Source organism: Rubritalea squalenifaciens DSM 18772 (assembly GCF_900141815.1).
GTDB lineage: Bacteria > Verrucomicrobiota > Verrucomicrobiia > Verrucomicrobiales > Akkermansiaceae > Rubritalea > Rubritalea squalenifaciens.
In genome coordinates, this window is sequence record NZ_FQYR01000004.1 from 56800 (window position 1) to 71087 (window position 14288).

Consider the following 14288-nt stretch of genomic DNA (forward strand, 5'->3'; position numbering starts at 1 on the left):
ATGTGATCATGAAAAAGCCCCGGAGAGATCCGGGGCTTTTTGTTTCTATGAGAGAGATCGTTTCTGAAGATGTCTAGTCCACGGTCTGGAACATGGGGATCTTGTGGGTATCGAACTTCCAGCCTTTGAAGTTTTCGAGATAGTCGAGGTCTCCTGGAGTGAGCTGGCCAAAGACGAAAGGAGGAAGAATTGGGCGTCCGTCGGCAGCCTTTTTGTAATCCTCACCTTTCTGCTCGATCATCAGAACGAAGCCGACCTTACCACCAGGACGCTCACCAATGGCTACATCCACATCAATGGTCTGGCCTTGTCTCAGTGAGAACCATTCACCATACACAAGTGGGATTCCAAATGGGCTCTTGTGGTTAGGTTGCTTGCGTGCATTGGCGCCAGGGACATCAAGGATTTCACGGAGGTCAGTCCATGGTGCTACGAGGCGCATCTTGCGATCAATGGATACCCCAAGGTAATCATCACCGCAGCCGACCAAGCGATATTCTCCGTCTTCAGGGACTTTGATGGAGCCTGAGTAGTGTACCAGCCAGCCACTTGGCTTGACTTGTTTTTCGGCGTTAAAGAACTTGGGGCCATCGTTTGCGTTAGAGAATGGGATGGCGATGTAGCGTACGTACAAAGCTTGTGGAGCTTTGAAATACTTTCTGAATGAGGACTCGCTGAAGCGTGCTCGCTGGATAGATTCTACAGGATCCGTGAAGTGAGAACGGTTGCCTGTATCATATCCTCTTACAGGAGTGCCTCTGCTTGTTTGTTTGAAGTCATAGAGGTAGCCTGTGAGAGTTCCGCCGACCTTGTTAGGTGAGCCAAAGCCTCCGACGGCTCCACCAGCACCGCTACCACTTCCATTGCCCCAACCTGTGCCGAAGTCGTCTCCGTCACCAAAATCAAGACTGGGCGTGGTGGCTTCAAACTGTGGGTTGGGAATAGATACGCTGCTCATGTTGGCAGCGGCAATGACGCGGCTACTAGAGGAGCTGGGTGCAGATGGTTTACGCTCAACAGCGTTACTGATCTCAGGTCTTTCTATAGCTTCATTGGTTTCTGAGCCTGCATTGAAGGTAATAATCTCAGGAGTCGTTTTGAACTCAGGACTCAGCAAAATAAAGGCCATAATGAGTCCCAAAAGGACACAGGCTAGCAGGGCAATCATGATGGACATGATGGTGGAGTTACGCTGACTTTCGCGCAACTTTTGAGCAGCTTCCGGACTTAATTGAGCGTGTAATGACATGATGTGTTAAGAGTAAGGTGATTCTTATTAGCAAAACGGCAAAGTGGAGTACTTCCTTAGGGCCGATGCCCTATGGATAAGGTTTGACCCTCTATTCTGACCATCCGTGCTTCTGTCATTCTTCTGTACAGTTTGTTTGTCAGTTTAGTCTGCGGCATGGAAGGGCAGAATTTTATGAGTGTCCCAGCGCCATCCTGGGAAATTCTCAAGATAATCGAGATCGGAGGGCTGTAGTTGTCCAAAGACAAAGGGTGGTAGTATCTTCCTACCATCAGGGGCTTGCTGGTACTCTTCTCCTTTTTTCTCAAGCATGAGAACGAAGCCGACTTTGCCACCTGGGCGTTCACCGATAGCGATGTCCACATCGATCACATCGCCCTCTCGCAGGTTAAACCATTCCCCGTAAGTGAGAGGGATATTAAAAGGGCCTCTGTGGTTGGGTTGTTCAGAGGCATTAGCCCCTCTGACCTCCACGCTTGGGGCAATGTCTGGCCAAGCGGCGACGAGACGCATCTTTCTATCAATGGAGACGCTCATGTAGTCGTCTCCAGAACCGACCAGACGATACTCGCCACTCTCAGGTACCTTGACCTTTCCCGAGTAGTGGACCACCCAGCCGCTAGGCTTCATTTTATCCTCAGCCTGAAAGAATTTTGGTGCGTCAGCAGCATTGGAGAATGGGATGGCGATATAGTGTACGTGCAGGGCCTGAGGAGCTTGGTAGTATTTACGGAAAGAGGATTCCCGGAAGCGTGCCCGATGAATATCATTCACTCGCTCAGTGAAGTGGGATCGGTTCGCAGTGTCGTAATCTCTCACTTCGCGACCTGTGCGGGTTTGTTTGAAATCATAGAGGTGGCCGGTCAAGCTGCCGTAGCTTGGTGTGGGTGACCCATATAGGCGAGGTCCCGATCCTGGTTGTGTACCTGGGCCATTGTCATAGCCTCTGCCGAAATCGTCATCCAGGCTGATGCCCATATCCAGGCTTAGTTCCGGACTGTTGATCTTTGGAGAAGGTACGGAAAAGTTACTGGAGTTCAGGCTGTTTAGGAACCTGTTGGCAGTGCTGCTGGGAGGAGAAGGTTTTCTGACGACCTCATTCCTGATTACCGGAGGGTCCTTGATAATGGTTTCATCATTTGGATTCCCAAAGGCGATGAGCGCAGACACGTCCTTGGACGAGCTTTTGAGCAGGATGAAACCCAAGACGAGAGAGAGAAGAACACAGCTCAGGAGGGCAATGAGAATGGCGGCTATGGAGGAATTCCTGCGGCTAGACTGCAGTTCCTGTACCGCCCCGGGAGTTAATTGGGCATGTAACGACATACCCTGATAACGAATGAGAAAATCATTCTCTTAGAGATGGGCACAAAAAAAGACGGAGCGATCGGCTCCGCCTTTTGAAATGGAATTGGCTGATGCCAGATTAGGCAAGGTGAGTTTTGAGTCTGCGGCAGACCTCTTCAACGTTTGCGCGTGAGTTGAACGCAGAGATACGGAAGTAGCCTTCGCCGGCAGCACCGAAGCCGGAGCCTGGAGTGATGACCACGTTGGCTTCCTCGAGCATCTTGTCGAACATGTCCCAGGATGTTACACCCTCTGGGCAAGCTACCCAGACGTATGGAGCGTTCTCACCACCGAAGACCTTGAGGCCGATTTCGGTGCAAGCTTCGCGGAGAAGTTTGGCGTTGCCCATGTAGTGGGTGATGAGTTCCTGTACCTGCTTCTTGCCTTCTTCAGAGTAGACGGCTTCAGCACCACGCTGAACTGGATAAGAAGCGCCGTTGAACTTGGTGGAAGTGCGGCGGGACCAGAGCTTCTTGATGGCTACTTTTTCACCTGTAGAGGAAGTACCAGTCACTGTCTCAGGAATCACGATGTAGCCGCAGCGTACGCCTGTGAAGCCACCGTTCTTGGAAAATGAGCGGAATTCAAGAGCACAGTTTTTGGCGCCTTCAATTTCGTAGATAGACTTAGGAACGTCAGGATCCTGAATGAATGCCTCGTAGGCGGCATCGTAGAGGATGATGGTGTCGTTTTTCAGTGCGTAGTCTACCCAGGCCTGAAGCTGCTCGCGAGTGGCTGAAGCACCTGTCGGGTTGTTCGGGTAGCAGAGGTAGACGATGTCTACTTTCTCTTCAGGGATCGCTGGAACGAAGTTGTTTTCAGCATTGCACTCGAGGTAGACGAGGCCTTCGTAGCGGCCAGATTCGTCAGCTTCACCAGTGTTGCCGATCATGACATTGGTGTCTACGTAGACCGGGTAAACTGGATCAGTGATGGCGATGGTGTTGCCCTTGCCGAAGATATCGAGGATGTTGCCTGTGTCACACTTGGAGCCGTCGGAGACGAAGATGTCGTCAGCGGAAATGTCTAGACCAGCGTAAGCATTGTCAGCCACGGCCTTGCGCAGGAAGTCGTAGCCTTGCTCTGGACCGTAACCGCGGAAGGTGTCACGGCATCCTAGCTCGTCCACAGCCTTGTGCATGGCTTCGCGGACTGCGAGTGGCAGTGGTTCAGTAACGTCACCGATGCCGCAGCGGATGAGTTGGGATGCCTTGTCCGGGTTGGCCTCTGCGTAAGCGGCCACACGACGGCCGATTTCTGGGAAGAGGTAACCTGCTTTGAGTTTCAGGAAATTGTCGTTGATACTTGCCATGATGCGCGGATGTTGGAGCAGCTCTGGCGACTTTCAAGTTTGAAGTTGGCGCGTGACGGAATTAGGTGTCTGATCAGCACAAATGGAGCAGGCACGAGGAATCATTCTGAGATTAACCAAGCTCACGGAGACCAGTCTGATCGTGACTTGGTGCGTAGAGGGCTATGGTTTGGTCAAGGCGGTCGCGAAAGGAGCCCGCAGACCCAAGAGTGCCTTTACTGGGAAGCTGGACCTGTTTCATAGCGCGGAACTTCAGTGGACCAACAGCCAGCGTAGCGAGTTGGGCACGCTCGGTGAGGTGAGTGCGGTCACTTACCGGGAGGGTCTTCGAAAGTACTATGCGAATGTCGTTTGTGCAGCCTATTTTACAGCTCTTGTGGAGCATGTGATGGAGCCGGGACATGGAGAAGACGGGATTTATGATCTACTGGAGCGCGGGCTCAACTATCTGGATCAACAGGAAGCTGAGATGCGCGCATTACTGCATTTCGAGCGTGAATTGGCCAAGCTACTCGGTGTGTGGAGCGGGAAAGGTAGGCCGGAAGTGGCTCTGCAAATGGCTTTCCAGAAACTCCCGGCTAGCCGTCAGCAGTGTGTAGACTTGCTCTCTCGCTAAAAGGTTAAGTTCTGTGACTCATTTATTACGAGTGGTTTGTGTGTTTGCTCTGTATTGACAATGAGTGACTTATCTGGGATGCTAGAGTATGGACTCAGGAACTTTAAATCTACTGGATATACTCACCGAAAGAGTACAGACACTCGTGGACGACGGACAGTGGGAAGAGGCCTACCGGGCAGCGGATGCAGCCGTGGAAAAAGCGAGACGCTCTCTGAATGGTCATGATGAGAGCAGTGTGTTGTCGTTGATATCAAGCCTTGAAATCAAGGGCGACCTATTGCGGCAAATGGGGCATCTGGAGGATGCACGGTTAGTTTACTTGGAAGCGATGGAGGAACTCAGTGCTTTGGAAAGTTCTTCTGAAATGATGGCCCGGCTCAATGCTAGCGTGGGGGTCATCTATGACCTTGCTGAGAATGATGAGGAGGCGATCCGCTTCTATGAGAGAGCGGTGGCTCTGCATGAGCGGCAGGAATTTCCAAACTTGTTAGAAATTGCTGATATTACTAATAACTTAGGCTATATCTACCGCAGCCTTGGAGACTATGATAAGGCCGAAACCCTCTTTTTGAAGGCGCTTGAAATCTGCCACAATGAAGTAGGGGACAAGCATGAAAAGACGGCGACCATCTTTAATAACCTTGGAGCCTTGTACCTGAAGACGGGTTACGATGAGCAGGCGTATGAGATGCACCGCATGGCACTCGAAATTCGGTTAGAGCTCTTCGGTAAGGACCATACGGAAACCGCCCAGTCCTATGCCAATTTAGCGCTCGCACTGGCTAGAATGTCCCAGATCAAGCAGTCACTTGAGTGCTTTGATACGGCCATTCACATCTATGAGCATCATCTCAGGCAGGAGCCCGAAGAGTACGCCGCGGTAGTGGATAACTACGTGGAGTACCTCAATGCCTACGGCTACTTCAAAGAAGCTGAGCATGCGAGGAAGCGTGCGAACAAGAAGCTCTCCAAACTCAAAATAGCAGTCTAACGATCTATAATTACGGTTACTGGGTGACTGGAAATGATTGATTGAGTAGCCACTTTTTGATGGTGTCATCCTCTGCTGTGAGATTACCGATCACACGGTAGTTGGAGTATTTGAGTGAAATAGCTTCCGGTTCGGTCTCATCTACTACGCGATAGGGTGTGCGCCCTGAGGAGTGGATGAAGCGGATCGACTTGTCTTTGCCCTCGTGGACGATGAAGCCCACGTGTTTGTCCAAGCCAACCAGGTAGATCCCCTTGGGGAGCTCTTTCATCATCGTGAGGAAGTCGTAGTAGCCCATGCCTGCGCGAATTTGGATACGTGATTTGTCCACAAAGGTACGAATGATATTTTGTGAGGGTTGCTGGGCGAGTTTATAGCGATCAACCTTGAAGCCGGCATCCTTGAGGGTGGTGGAGACAAAATAGCCACAGGCGATCTTGCCCTTGCCGGGGCCGTCGCACGTGCCGTGGAAATCCCACGGAGTACCCAGCCAGCAACGCATCATGTCTGGCAGAACGGCTTGGAGTAACTGAGAGGATTCCTGGAGAACAGCTTGACGAGCCTCTTCTGTACCAGCGTCGCGATATCGTCGGGAGAGTGATTTTCTCCGAATTTCCAGATCTTCTGTGAGCATGACATAGCGCTCAGGGTCAGGCTTAGGAATCGCTTCGCTGCTGACTAGTTGGTTGAGGCCTAGTTCGTAACGAAAGACATAAGAGGCTATGGTTGCCATAAAAATCAACACCGCTACAGAGTAGATCAAGCCAGCCAGAAACCGGCGTTTCTTGGGGACCTTGTTTGGCTCTTGCTCTTCTGAGCCTTTTGTCGGTTTCTCTACTGATTTGGCCATGTTTACTGACTTGTTGTCCCTTTATGGAAATGAAGCTCTACTTGGAAAGTGGATATATGAAAAGCAGTAAATCTAGCATTTGGGAGGTTCTTGGCAAAACAAAAACCCGCCAGTCCTGAGACCAGCGGGTTCGTACACTCACAGAATAGCTGTTTAAAAGTTATGCCCGGCGTCTTCTAAGGCAGAAGCCAAAGAGGCCAAGTGCGGCCAAAGCGGAGGATGTAGGCTCAGGAACCGCGGTGATTCTGATTTCACCAGGGCCAGCGTAGCGGCTGGCTGTACGGATATAGAGGCTGTCAGCTCCCGCAAGATCACCCCCAGTGGTGGAGAGGGCGACGTCATCGATGAGGAGAGTATTGTCGCTCTCTGGGTTGAGGATGAGGTCAGCCGTGCCATTCACCAAGTCGAATTCCAGACGCAGGGTGTTGTAAGAATCTGCTGTGGCGCCTGTACCGGCTTCGTATCGCCTGGTGCCTCCATCCTGGATGAAAAACTTATTGTTCTGGTTGAAGTCTGAGCCGATCGCAAGAACGGTGGAGGTGCCATTGGAGATACCTGCCGTCCAGAAGTTGGCTCCCGAACGTACATCGATCTCTAGAATGACTGAGGTCGAGCTGGCGGGAATGGAATAGGAGAATCCTCCGTCATTCATGCGGGTAATGGTGTTATCACCGTCATTCGCGTTTCTGGCGTAGAGATTGCCGTTAAAGTTGTTGGTGATCCAGTTGTTGATGTCTGTGCCGGCCCAGCCGTCGGTCGACAAGAGGGTGCCGGCGGCACCGACATCATCGATGTCATAGGCATAGGTTACGGCGGCGTTTGCGCCACCAGTGAGTAGGATAGCGCAGGCAATTGAGGGTAAATGCGTTTTCATGTTCATGTGATATGTGTGTTACAAGTGCATCATCAGCATTGCATTAGGATCAGAAATTGTCTATGTGTGTATATCTCTTTTATATGGTAATATGACTCTATATGGCGAAGCGTCTGACTATATATTATGCGACATACGTGTATGATGAACGCATGCATCGAGGGATCCTGCACTATGGGAGATCCCGCGGCTGGAGGGTGCAGTTGTTGCAGCCTCATGCTTGGAGCCTCGTCAGGGGGATGAAGCCAGATGGACTCATCAGCCTGATGGAGCCTGATGACGATACGACAGGGATGACCGATTATGTGCTCTCCTTGGGTGTTCCCCATGTTGATTTGAGTTACAACCGTCCAGAAGTAGAGGTTCCCCGATTTCTCCCGGACTTGGAAGATGGCGGAAGACAGGCAGCAGAGCATTTGGCTATGCTGGGAGTGAGTAGTCTTCGGTGCGTGCAGTGGGGTGAGACCATAGCGGACGAGCTACGTATGCGGGGATTTCTTGAGTCAGCAGAGGAGGGCAATTTACCAGTGGAATGTCTCCATATGAGGCATTGTAAGAAGGAGCCTCATCAGAGTTTGCTGAACTTTATGAAGTCTGCTCCCAAGCCTGTGGGAGTGTTCTGCTCCGTTGACCAGTATGCAGGCCGAGTGCTGGATATTTGTCTGGATGAGGGATGGAGAGTGCCGGAGGATGTAGCTATCCTGGGCTTTTATAATCATGAGATTGATTCCGCCTTGGCTGAGATCTCGCTATCTTCCGTAGATATCGATATCGAGGGACGCGGGTACCAAGCCGCTCAAGCTCTGGGCCGGATGATCTGTGGAGAGGAAGTGCCTGTTGAACAAAATTTAGTGCCTATCAAAGGCATCGTCTGTAGGGCGAGTACCACTAGTAGGATGAAAGATGACAGGTTCGTGGCCGGAGCACAGGAATACATCAGCTCAAACCTGCGTAAACCACTCACCGTGGAAGAGCTGGTGGGAGCCGTGGGGATGTCACGTGCAGCCCTTCAGAGAAGGTTCAAGAGGGTTCTCGGACATGGTGTGGCTGCAGAAATAAAGGCGCAGAAAATGGCGATGGCGAAGCGGATGCTCAGACAGGGTGATGAGACGGCCACCTACATCAGTGAGGAACTAGGCTATCCGGATGTCACCCAGTTTTACCGTGTGTTTAAGCGGGAGACTGGTGAGACGGTGGGGCAGTTCCGTAAGAGAAGCCGATAGCGGGATTTGCCCTTGGGAAGGTAGGCTTGAGTCGTAATTCCTCAGTGAGAGGAATCGTAGACGATGAGGAATAAAAGCCGCTGTGCCGTTCTGGGAACTGTGAGCCACTAATCCGAAAGCTCAACAGGTGGGGGCGTCCTCTCAGCTACTTTGTCTTCCTAGGAAGGCATGACATTTCACCTCCAGGGGTAACCCCCGTAACATAATCATCGGTCTGGGCACGTTCCCTTGCGAACGCGCACAGCAGCTACCGCCAATATAGGTGGAAATGCGTCCAGAGCAATCGCAATCGGCGATGAAATTACGACCTGCGTATGAGTGTCTGAACCAGAGGGATCCAAGACTCAGCTTTTTTCTGATCCAGGAAGGAAAGGCGTAAGCGGCGGGCTAAAATGTCCTCTGGAGTACGTGCGTAGCTGTGCTGGATTGCGGTTTGCACCAGACTGGTCATTTGGCTTTCATCAGGCATCTCATCCAGGGCGCTGAGAGGCGGGGTCGCACCGTGCTCGGTCAGGATGAGGTGGTGGGTGCGGCAGGCTTTGGGGGATAATTGGTGAAGGCGAATGGCTTCATCGATGGTGTCCTGAGCCATGCGTCGGCAAGTGGTCCATTTCCCGCCGAGAATGGAGATCAGTCCATTGGGGGCGACATCGATGATGTGCTTGCGTGAGAGCTTGCTGGTTTTCTTGACCTCGGCCCGGCTGACGAGTGGGCGTAGGCCTGCCCAGCTGCTGGTGATGGTGGAGGGATCAAACTCAAAGGCGCGCTGGGCTTCCTCGACAATGAAATCGATCTCTTGCTGGGAGGGATGAGGATCTTGCACAGGCTCCTCTGTGGGGACGTCCGTGGTGCCGATGAGGGTGTGGTCTTTCCAGGGAATGGCAAAGAGCACACGGCCGTCTTGGGTCTTCGGAATGATGAGAGCCTTATCCGAACCCAGGGCATTTCCTGGGCAGACGATGTGGGATCCGCGGCTGGTGCGCATGCGCCAGTGGATCCAGGTCTTGTTTTCCTTACGTAGTTGGTCGGCGAAGATGCCGGTGGCGTTGATGACCACCTTGGCTTTCATTTCCCAGGCCTCCAGAGATTCCATATCGCGGGCAATAACGCCCCTGGCCTGGCCGCCTTTGATGATCAGCTTGTCCGCTTTGACATAGTTGATCGCGAGGTTGCCTGTGTGGTTGATGCACTGGGCGAAGGCAATGGCGAGCTCAGCGTCATCGAATTGCCCGTCGGTGTAGGCGATGCCACCTTGTAGGCCGGGACGGTGATAGGCGGGCAGGTGCTCCATCAAGGCCTTAGGCGAGAGAAGTTCGGAGGGCTCGATCCCTTGGTCTCCGGCCAGGGCATCGTAAAGCCACATGCCAATACGGTAGTAGTAGCGTGCGAGCGGAGCGTGGCAGGGCATGGCGAAGCGCATGGGACGGCAGAACTCCGAAGCATTTCTCAGCAAGAGGCTTCGCTCCTGCAGAGCTTCTCGCACCAGTGAGAGCTCTCCTTGCTGAAGGTAGCGCACACCGCCGTGGACCAGTTTGGTGGAGCGGCTGGAGGTTGCGGAGGAGAAATCATGGCTCTCGATCAGCGCAGTGCGGTAACCGCGGGAGGCGGCATCCCATGCCGTGGATAGGCCGGTCGCCCCACCTCCGATGACAATGACGTCCCATGATTCTGGGGAAATAGCCTGTGAGATGAGAGTGGATCTGGGGTCTTGGGGCATGGGTGGTTTTTTTACGAAATGATGTGTGAACGGGAGGCTTAACACGTATACTACTAACATGACCGTTAGAGGGCAATTTCCATTTACGGTGATTGGTCACCGTGGCTGTGCTGGTGTGGAGCCTGAGAATACACTCAGGGGGGTGCATCGGGCGATCGATATGGGATGTCCGATGGTGGAGATCGATGTTCATGTGTTAGATGGTAGGCTGATTGTGATCCATGATGGCAAGGTGGATAGGACTACTGACGGTAGAGGTGTGTTAGAAAAGTTTAAGCTGGAAGAGCTGCGTAAGCTGGATGCAGGGCTAGGGGAGAAGATTCCTTACTTGGAAGAGGTCTTGGAGATGTGTGCTGGCAAGTGTCAGCTCAATATCGAACTCAAGGGCAAGGGCTCTGCGGAGGCCGTGGTTGAGGTGCTGGAGCGCTGGGGGCCAGTCCATGTGGTCATTTCCAGCTTCGAGTGGGATTGGCTAGAGACGGTGCGTAAGCTGGATGAGGTGCTGGATATCTCAGTGCTCGTTAGTAAAGCTTACCTGCTGGACGCCGCCATCCTACAGGCAAAGAAATTGCGCGCAGTCTCAGTAAACCCCTCTTTGAAAATTCTCAGCGAGGCATTCTGCGACAAGGTCCATGCTCAGGATATGCTAGTCTACACCTACACGGTGAAGGAGCAGAAGCATCTGAAGCACGCACAGGCGTGCGGAGCTGATGGATGCTTTGCAGACTTCCCGGATGCGGTACTCAAGGAGCTGAGATGAAGTGGTGGTGGTCAGGTCTGGGCTTGTTTCTGCTGGCGGCCGTGATGGTTTGGTTCAAGCCGCAGCGCGAGCGTGCGCATGGTCCCATGGTAGAGGAGGTCTATGTATGGCAACGCGTGTGGGGGAAGGATGTGTACGAGGCCGTAAAGACTCACGGTGGGGAGTTTGAGCGGATCGTTGTGCTCGGGGTAGAGATGGATTACGGCAAGTCTAGTGGGTGGACGGTACAGTATTTCAAGGATCCGATCAGCTATGCTGGAGAGCATGAAGGTACAGGGCTGGCAATCCGGGTGGGCTCAGGGGCAGCAGCTACCCGGTGGAACAAGGAAGCAATCGCTCAGGTGATTCAGGTGGTGGAGAGTCTGCCGGATAACTTAAAGGTGATCCAGATCGACTATGATTGCCCATCCTCAAAGCTTGATGATTATGTGCAGCTGATACGTATTTTGAAGCAGATGTTTCCAAAGAGGCAATACGAGGTGACCTGCTTGCCGGATTGGTTGGACCAGGATGCGTTTCAAGCTCTGGTGACGTCCGTCGATGGCTATGTGATGCAGGTGCATGGCCTGATAGGTTATGGTAGTGCCGGAACTTTGTGTGATCCTGAGAAGGCCAAAGTGGCCGCGGAGAGGTGTGGGGAATACGGGAAACCTTTTCTCATCGCCTTGCCCACATATCGACATGCGGTGCGGCTCTCCAATGAGGGCCAGATCCTCCAAGTAGTGTCTGAGGGAGGAGGCTTGCGTGCAGGAGCTGAATATCACCTGGCTAGTGCCGATCCTGAGGAAATGGCCGCTCTGGTGAGTGAATGGACCGAGTCGAGGCCTGAGTTGATGCGCGGCATCATCTGGTATCGCATGCCAGTCACGAGTGACCGGATGAACTGGACTTGGGGAACTCTGGACGCAGTAAGGAAGGGTGGAACTCCGATAAGGGATCTATCGGTCATTGCGGAAAAAGAGAGTGATGGGCTTTATGAGGTGAGTTTGGTGAATCGCTCGCTCATGCGTGAAGATTGGCCCAAGAAAATTAAAGTCTTCATAGATGGTGGTCGGATCATGGGAGGAGAGGGAGCACATGGCTATGCTTTTACTCAATCGCATGACGGTTGTGCGGAGCTTCGCTGGTTGGCTCAGGATCCTCGACCCATGCTGCCCGAGAGTCGCCTCAAGCTAGGGTGGGTGAGGCTGGAGGGGGCGGAGGGACTTAAAGTAGTTCTCTCTGATTAAATAATGATATAAGCTAGGATGCTATAGCGTAGCGCTAATTATGAAGTGTAGTCTTGGTATTTGGTGGTTCGGGCTTGGTGTCCTGAGTGTGATCCTGGCCTGCGGCGGGAATTGGACTCGAAGGGCGATTTCTTCTTCAAACGAAATCTTGTCCCCCGCAGATTCTGGCTTGGATAGGATGTTCCCGAAACCCGATCGGGGAGATGTATTTCCAGATAGGGTGTCTCTGTTAGATGAGAGAAGGAAGAAGACACTTGAGGCCGACTGCAAGGAGATCGAGCTGGCGGCTCCTGACCTGGATCCTAAATTCCTTCTTCGTTATAAAAAAATCCGGGAGTCAATGATCGCTTCTCAAGGACAGTTTTTCTGGGATGGACTGAAGAGAGAAGAGTTGTTGAGTAGTTGGGATGATCCAGCCGTGTTGAAGGCGATTCCTGAAGAGTTTTCTCTCTACGTCGAGGGAGCGATTGCGTATCGGCGTAAGGATATAGAGAAAGCCACCAAGCTATGGCAGGAACTCCTGAAGCTGCCGGCGGAGAAGCGGAAATACCGTTCGGTCTGGGCGGCATGGATGTTAGCACGTTGTGACAAGGAGAACTCGGTTCAGTGGTATGATGAGGTGGAGAAGCTAGTGGATGCAGGTTTCGCCGATAGTCTCGGGGTGACCCAGGACCGGGAGGCTTGGCGCATCTATTTTGGTTACCGTAGTGGTGAGTGTGTTCCTGCTCTGAAGTATTATATCGCTCAAGGTAAGGAGAAGAAAATTTCCTCCTTTGAGGCGGCAAATAGCCTGCGGACAGTTTTGGATGCAGGATTGGCCCATAATGAAGAAAAAGTGCTCAAGGAGATGCTGGAATCCGCAGAGCTACGCATGGTCCTGTGCCGCTATCTGGAGATTAACTGTGGTCGTTACCATTACAACGATCAGGGGCGGGAGGCCAAGGTGGATGAAGCGACCCGGGTGACGATGGAGAAATGGGGAAAACTTCTCAAAGAGGAAGGCGGGGACTTCTCGGCTGAGGCCGCGGTGATGGCCGCTTGTTGCTACCGGAACATGTGGTTTGATCAGGCCAAGGCTTGGCTGAAGCTGGTCAAGACCGATACGGATGACAGTCTCTTCGTAAGGGCTAAGCTGGCTGTTAGGGCGGGTAACTATGCTGAGGCTCAGAAGTTTTACCAGAAGCTGGTAGTGCTTGTTGATCCCAAGGGAAAAGGCGGTGCTGAGAGATGGTATGTTCCCAGCTACAGGGGGATCAGCGAAGAGGGGTCCAGAGTTTTTGCCGCATACTCTGAGTATGCCTGTATCCTTCTCGCCCGTAAGCAATTCAAGGAGGCGTTGCTTAACTTCGACCGGGGCGGAGATACCGCCGATGCTGCTTATGTGGCGGAGTCTCTGCTCACAGCGAATGAGCTGATGTCCGTGGTGAGCCAGCATTACCCAGAAGCGGGGAGGGAGACCAGCTGGGTGCGTAGATTGTTAGGGAGACGCCTCGCGAGAGAGTACCGCTTTAAAGAGGCTAAAAAGTATTTACCCGAGTCGAGTCATCAGCGCTTGGACATTTACGCAAAGGTGTATCAACAGGCTCATGATAAAACTCAGAGCCGCGAGGAGAGAGCTCAGCAATTTGAGAAATTGGCGGTTCTGCACCTGGATTACTCTTACTGGCTATTCCGGCTGGAGAACGGCTGCAGGCCGGAGTCCAGGGTGATCGCGGCAGGTTTGCCGGTAGATCCTCGCTATAAGGATGATGCGCCTATGTACCATGAGGTGCTGAAGATGACTCCTGAGGAAAAGAGCAGGTTCAGAAAGCATTTCAGGCGCATCAGCCCCCATCATGTGGCCAGATACGATGCGGCGGAATACCTCTATCAGGGCGCGAAGCTCTTGCCCAAGAATGATGACAATGCCGCCGTGCTCATGTGGAAAGCTGGTTGTCTACTCAAAGATGGAGATCCCGAGGCTGCTGATAAGTACTATCAGGCTTTGGTGCGCCGATTTTGGAAAACAGAGCTCGGCAAGCTTGCTGACGAGAAACGTTGGTTCCCGGCTGGTGACTGGAAGACTGCGTGGTAGTTGGGTCGATCTCAAGGAGTTCGTAATCCTCACTCAGATTTTT

General features: G+C 52.6%; 12 protein-coding genes and 1 other RNA gene. 6 read left to right on the forward strand and 7 right to left on the reverse strand.

The annotated features are described in order from the left end of the window. Window positions 1–73: 73 nt before the first annotated feature. The 3 genes from BUB27_RS10455 to BUB27_RS10465 all read right to left on the reverse strand — a co-directional run bounded on the left by BUB27_RS10455 (window position 74) and on the right by BUB27_RS10465 (window position 3908). A complete protein-coding gene (locus tag BUB27_RS10455; RefSeq protein ID WP_143183795.1) occupies window positions 74–1249 on the reverse strand; it encodes a hypothetical protein in 1176 nt (391 codons plus the stop codon). Window positions 1250–1393: 144 nt separating this feature from the next. After that, entirely contained in the window at window positions 1394–2575 is a 1182-nt protein-coding gene (locus BUB27_RS10460) for a PA14 domain-containing protein (protein WP_143183796.1), read from the reverse strand. Window positions 2576–2675: 100 nt separating this feature from the next. Next, window positions 2676–3908: an LL-diaminopimelate aminotransferase gene (locus BUB27_RS10465; RefSeq protein ID WP_143183797.1), complete on the reverse strand. Its 1233-nt coding sequence runs from the start codon at window positions 3906–3908 to the stop codon at window positions 2676–2678. Between the two features lie 82 nt (window positions 3909–3990). Between BUB27_RS10465 and recO the strand changes: the two genes are divergently transcribed. After that, a complete protein-coding gene (gene recO / locus BUB27_RS10470) occupies window positions 3991–4524 on the forward strand; it encodes a DNA repair protein RecO (protein WP_143183798.1) in 534 nt (177 codons plus the stop codon). An 88-nt stretch (window positions 4525–4612) separates the two neighbouring features. Further along, the gene (locus BUB27_RS10475) at window positions 4613–5518 is read left to right on the forward strand and encodes a tetratricopeptide repeat protein (RefSeq protein ID WP_143183799.1); all 906 of its coding nucleotides are present in this window, start codon (window positions 4613–4615) and stop codon (window positions 5516–5518) included. Window positions 5519–5534: 16 nt separating this feature from the next. Here the strand turns inward: BUB27_RS10475 and BUB27_RS10480 are convergent, their stop codons facing one another. Further along, window positions 5535–6368: a hypothetical protein gene (locus BUB27_RS10480; protein WP_143183800.1), complete on the reverse strand. Its 834-nt coding sequence runs from the start codon at window positions 6366–6368 to the stop codon at window positions 5535–5537. A gap of 160 nt (window positions 6369–6528) precedes the next feature. Next, window positions 6529–7242, reverse strand: a complete 714-nt coding sequence (locus tag BUB27_RS10485; RefSeq protein ID WP_159434908.1) for a PEP-CTERM sorting domain-containing protein — start codon at window positions 7240–7242, stop codon at window positions 6529–6531. A gap of 152 nt (window positions 7243–7394) precedes the next feature. Here BUB27_RS10485 and BUB27_RS10490 point away from each other — a divergent pair, with 152 nt between their 5' ends. Beyond that, the gene (locus BUB27_RS10490) at window positions 7395–8465 is read left to right on the forward strand and encodes an AraC family transcriptional regulator (protein ID WP_159434909.1); all 1071 of its coding nucleotides are present in this window, start codon (window positions 7395–7397) and stop codon (window positions 8463–8465) included. Between the two features lie 70 nt (window positions 8466–8535). Here BUB27_RS10490 and ssrS read toward each other — a convergent pair. Beyond that, window positions 8536–8718, reverse strand: a non-coding RNA gene (gene ssrS, locus BUB27_RS10495) — 6S RNA. Between the two features lie 48 nt (window positions 8719–8766). After that, window positions 8767–10182: a glycerol-3-phosphate dehydrogenase/oxidase gene (locus BUB27_RS10500; RefSeq protein WP_159434910.1), complete on the reverse strand. Its 1416-nt coding sequence runs from the start codon at window positions 10180–10182 to the stop codon at window positions 8767–8769. A 58-nt stretch (window positions 10183–10240) separates the two neighbouring features. On the opposite strand from BUB27_RS10500, the gene BUB27_RS10505 reads away from it, so the two are divergent. From BUB27_RS10505 to BUB27_RS10515, 3 genes are read left to right on the forward strand one after another with little or no spacing between them, the layout of a single operon-like run. After that, window positions 10241–10942 carry a glycerophosphodiester phosphodiesterase gene (locus BUB27_RS10505; RefSeq protein ID WP_143183804.1) on the forward strand — a complete coding sequence of 234 codons (702 nt, stop codon included), beginning with the start codon at window positions 10241–10243 and terminating at the stop codon, window positions 10940–10942. Then, complete coding sequence (locus BUB27_RS10510) at window positions 10939–12171, forward strand: DUF3142 domain-containing protein (RefSeq protein WP_159434911.1); 1233 nt, start codon at window positions 10939–10941, stop codon at window positions 12169–12171. Before BUB27_RS10505 ends, BUB27_RS10510 begins: the two co-directional genes overlap by 4 nt. 40 nt (window positions 12172–12211) lie before the next feature. After that, on the forward strand, window positions 12212–14245 hold the full coding sequence (locus BUB27_RS10515; RefSeq protein WP_143183806.1) for a tetratricopeptide repeat protein: 2034 nt from the start codon (window positions 12212–12214) through the stop codon (window positions 14243–14245). The last annotated feature ends 43 nt before the right edge of the window (window positions 14246–14288 follow it).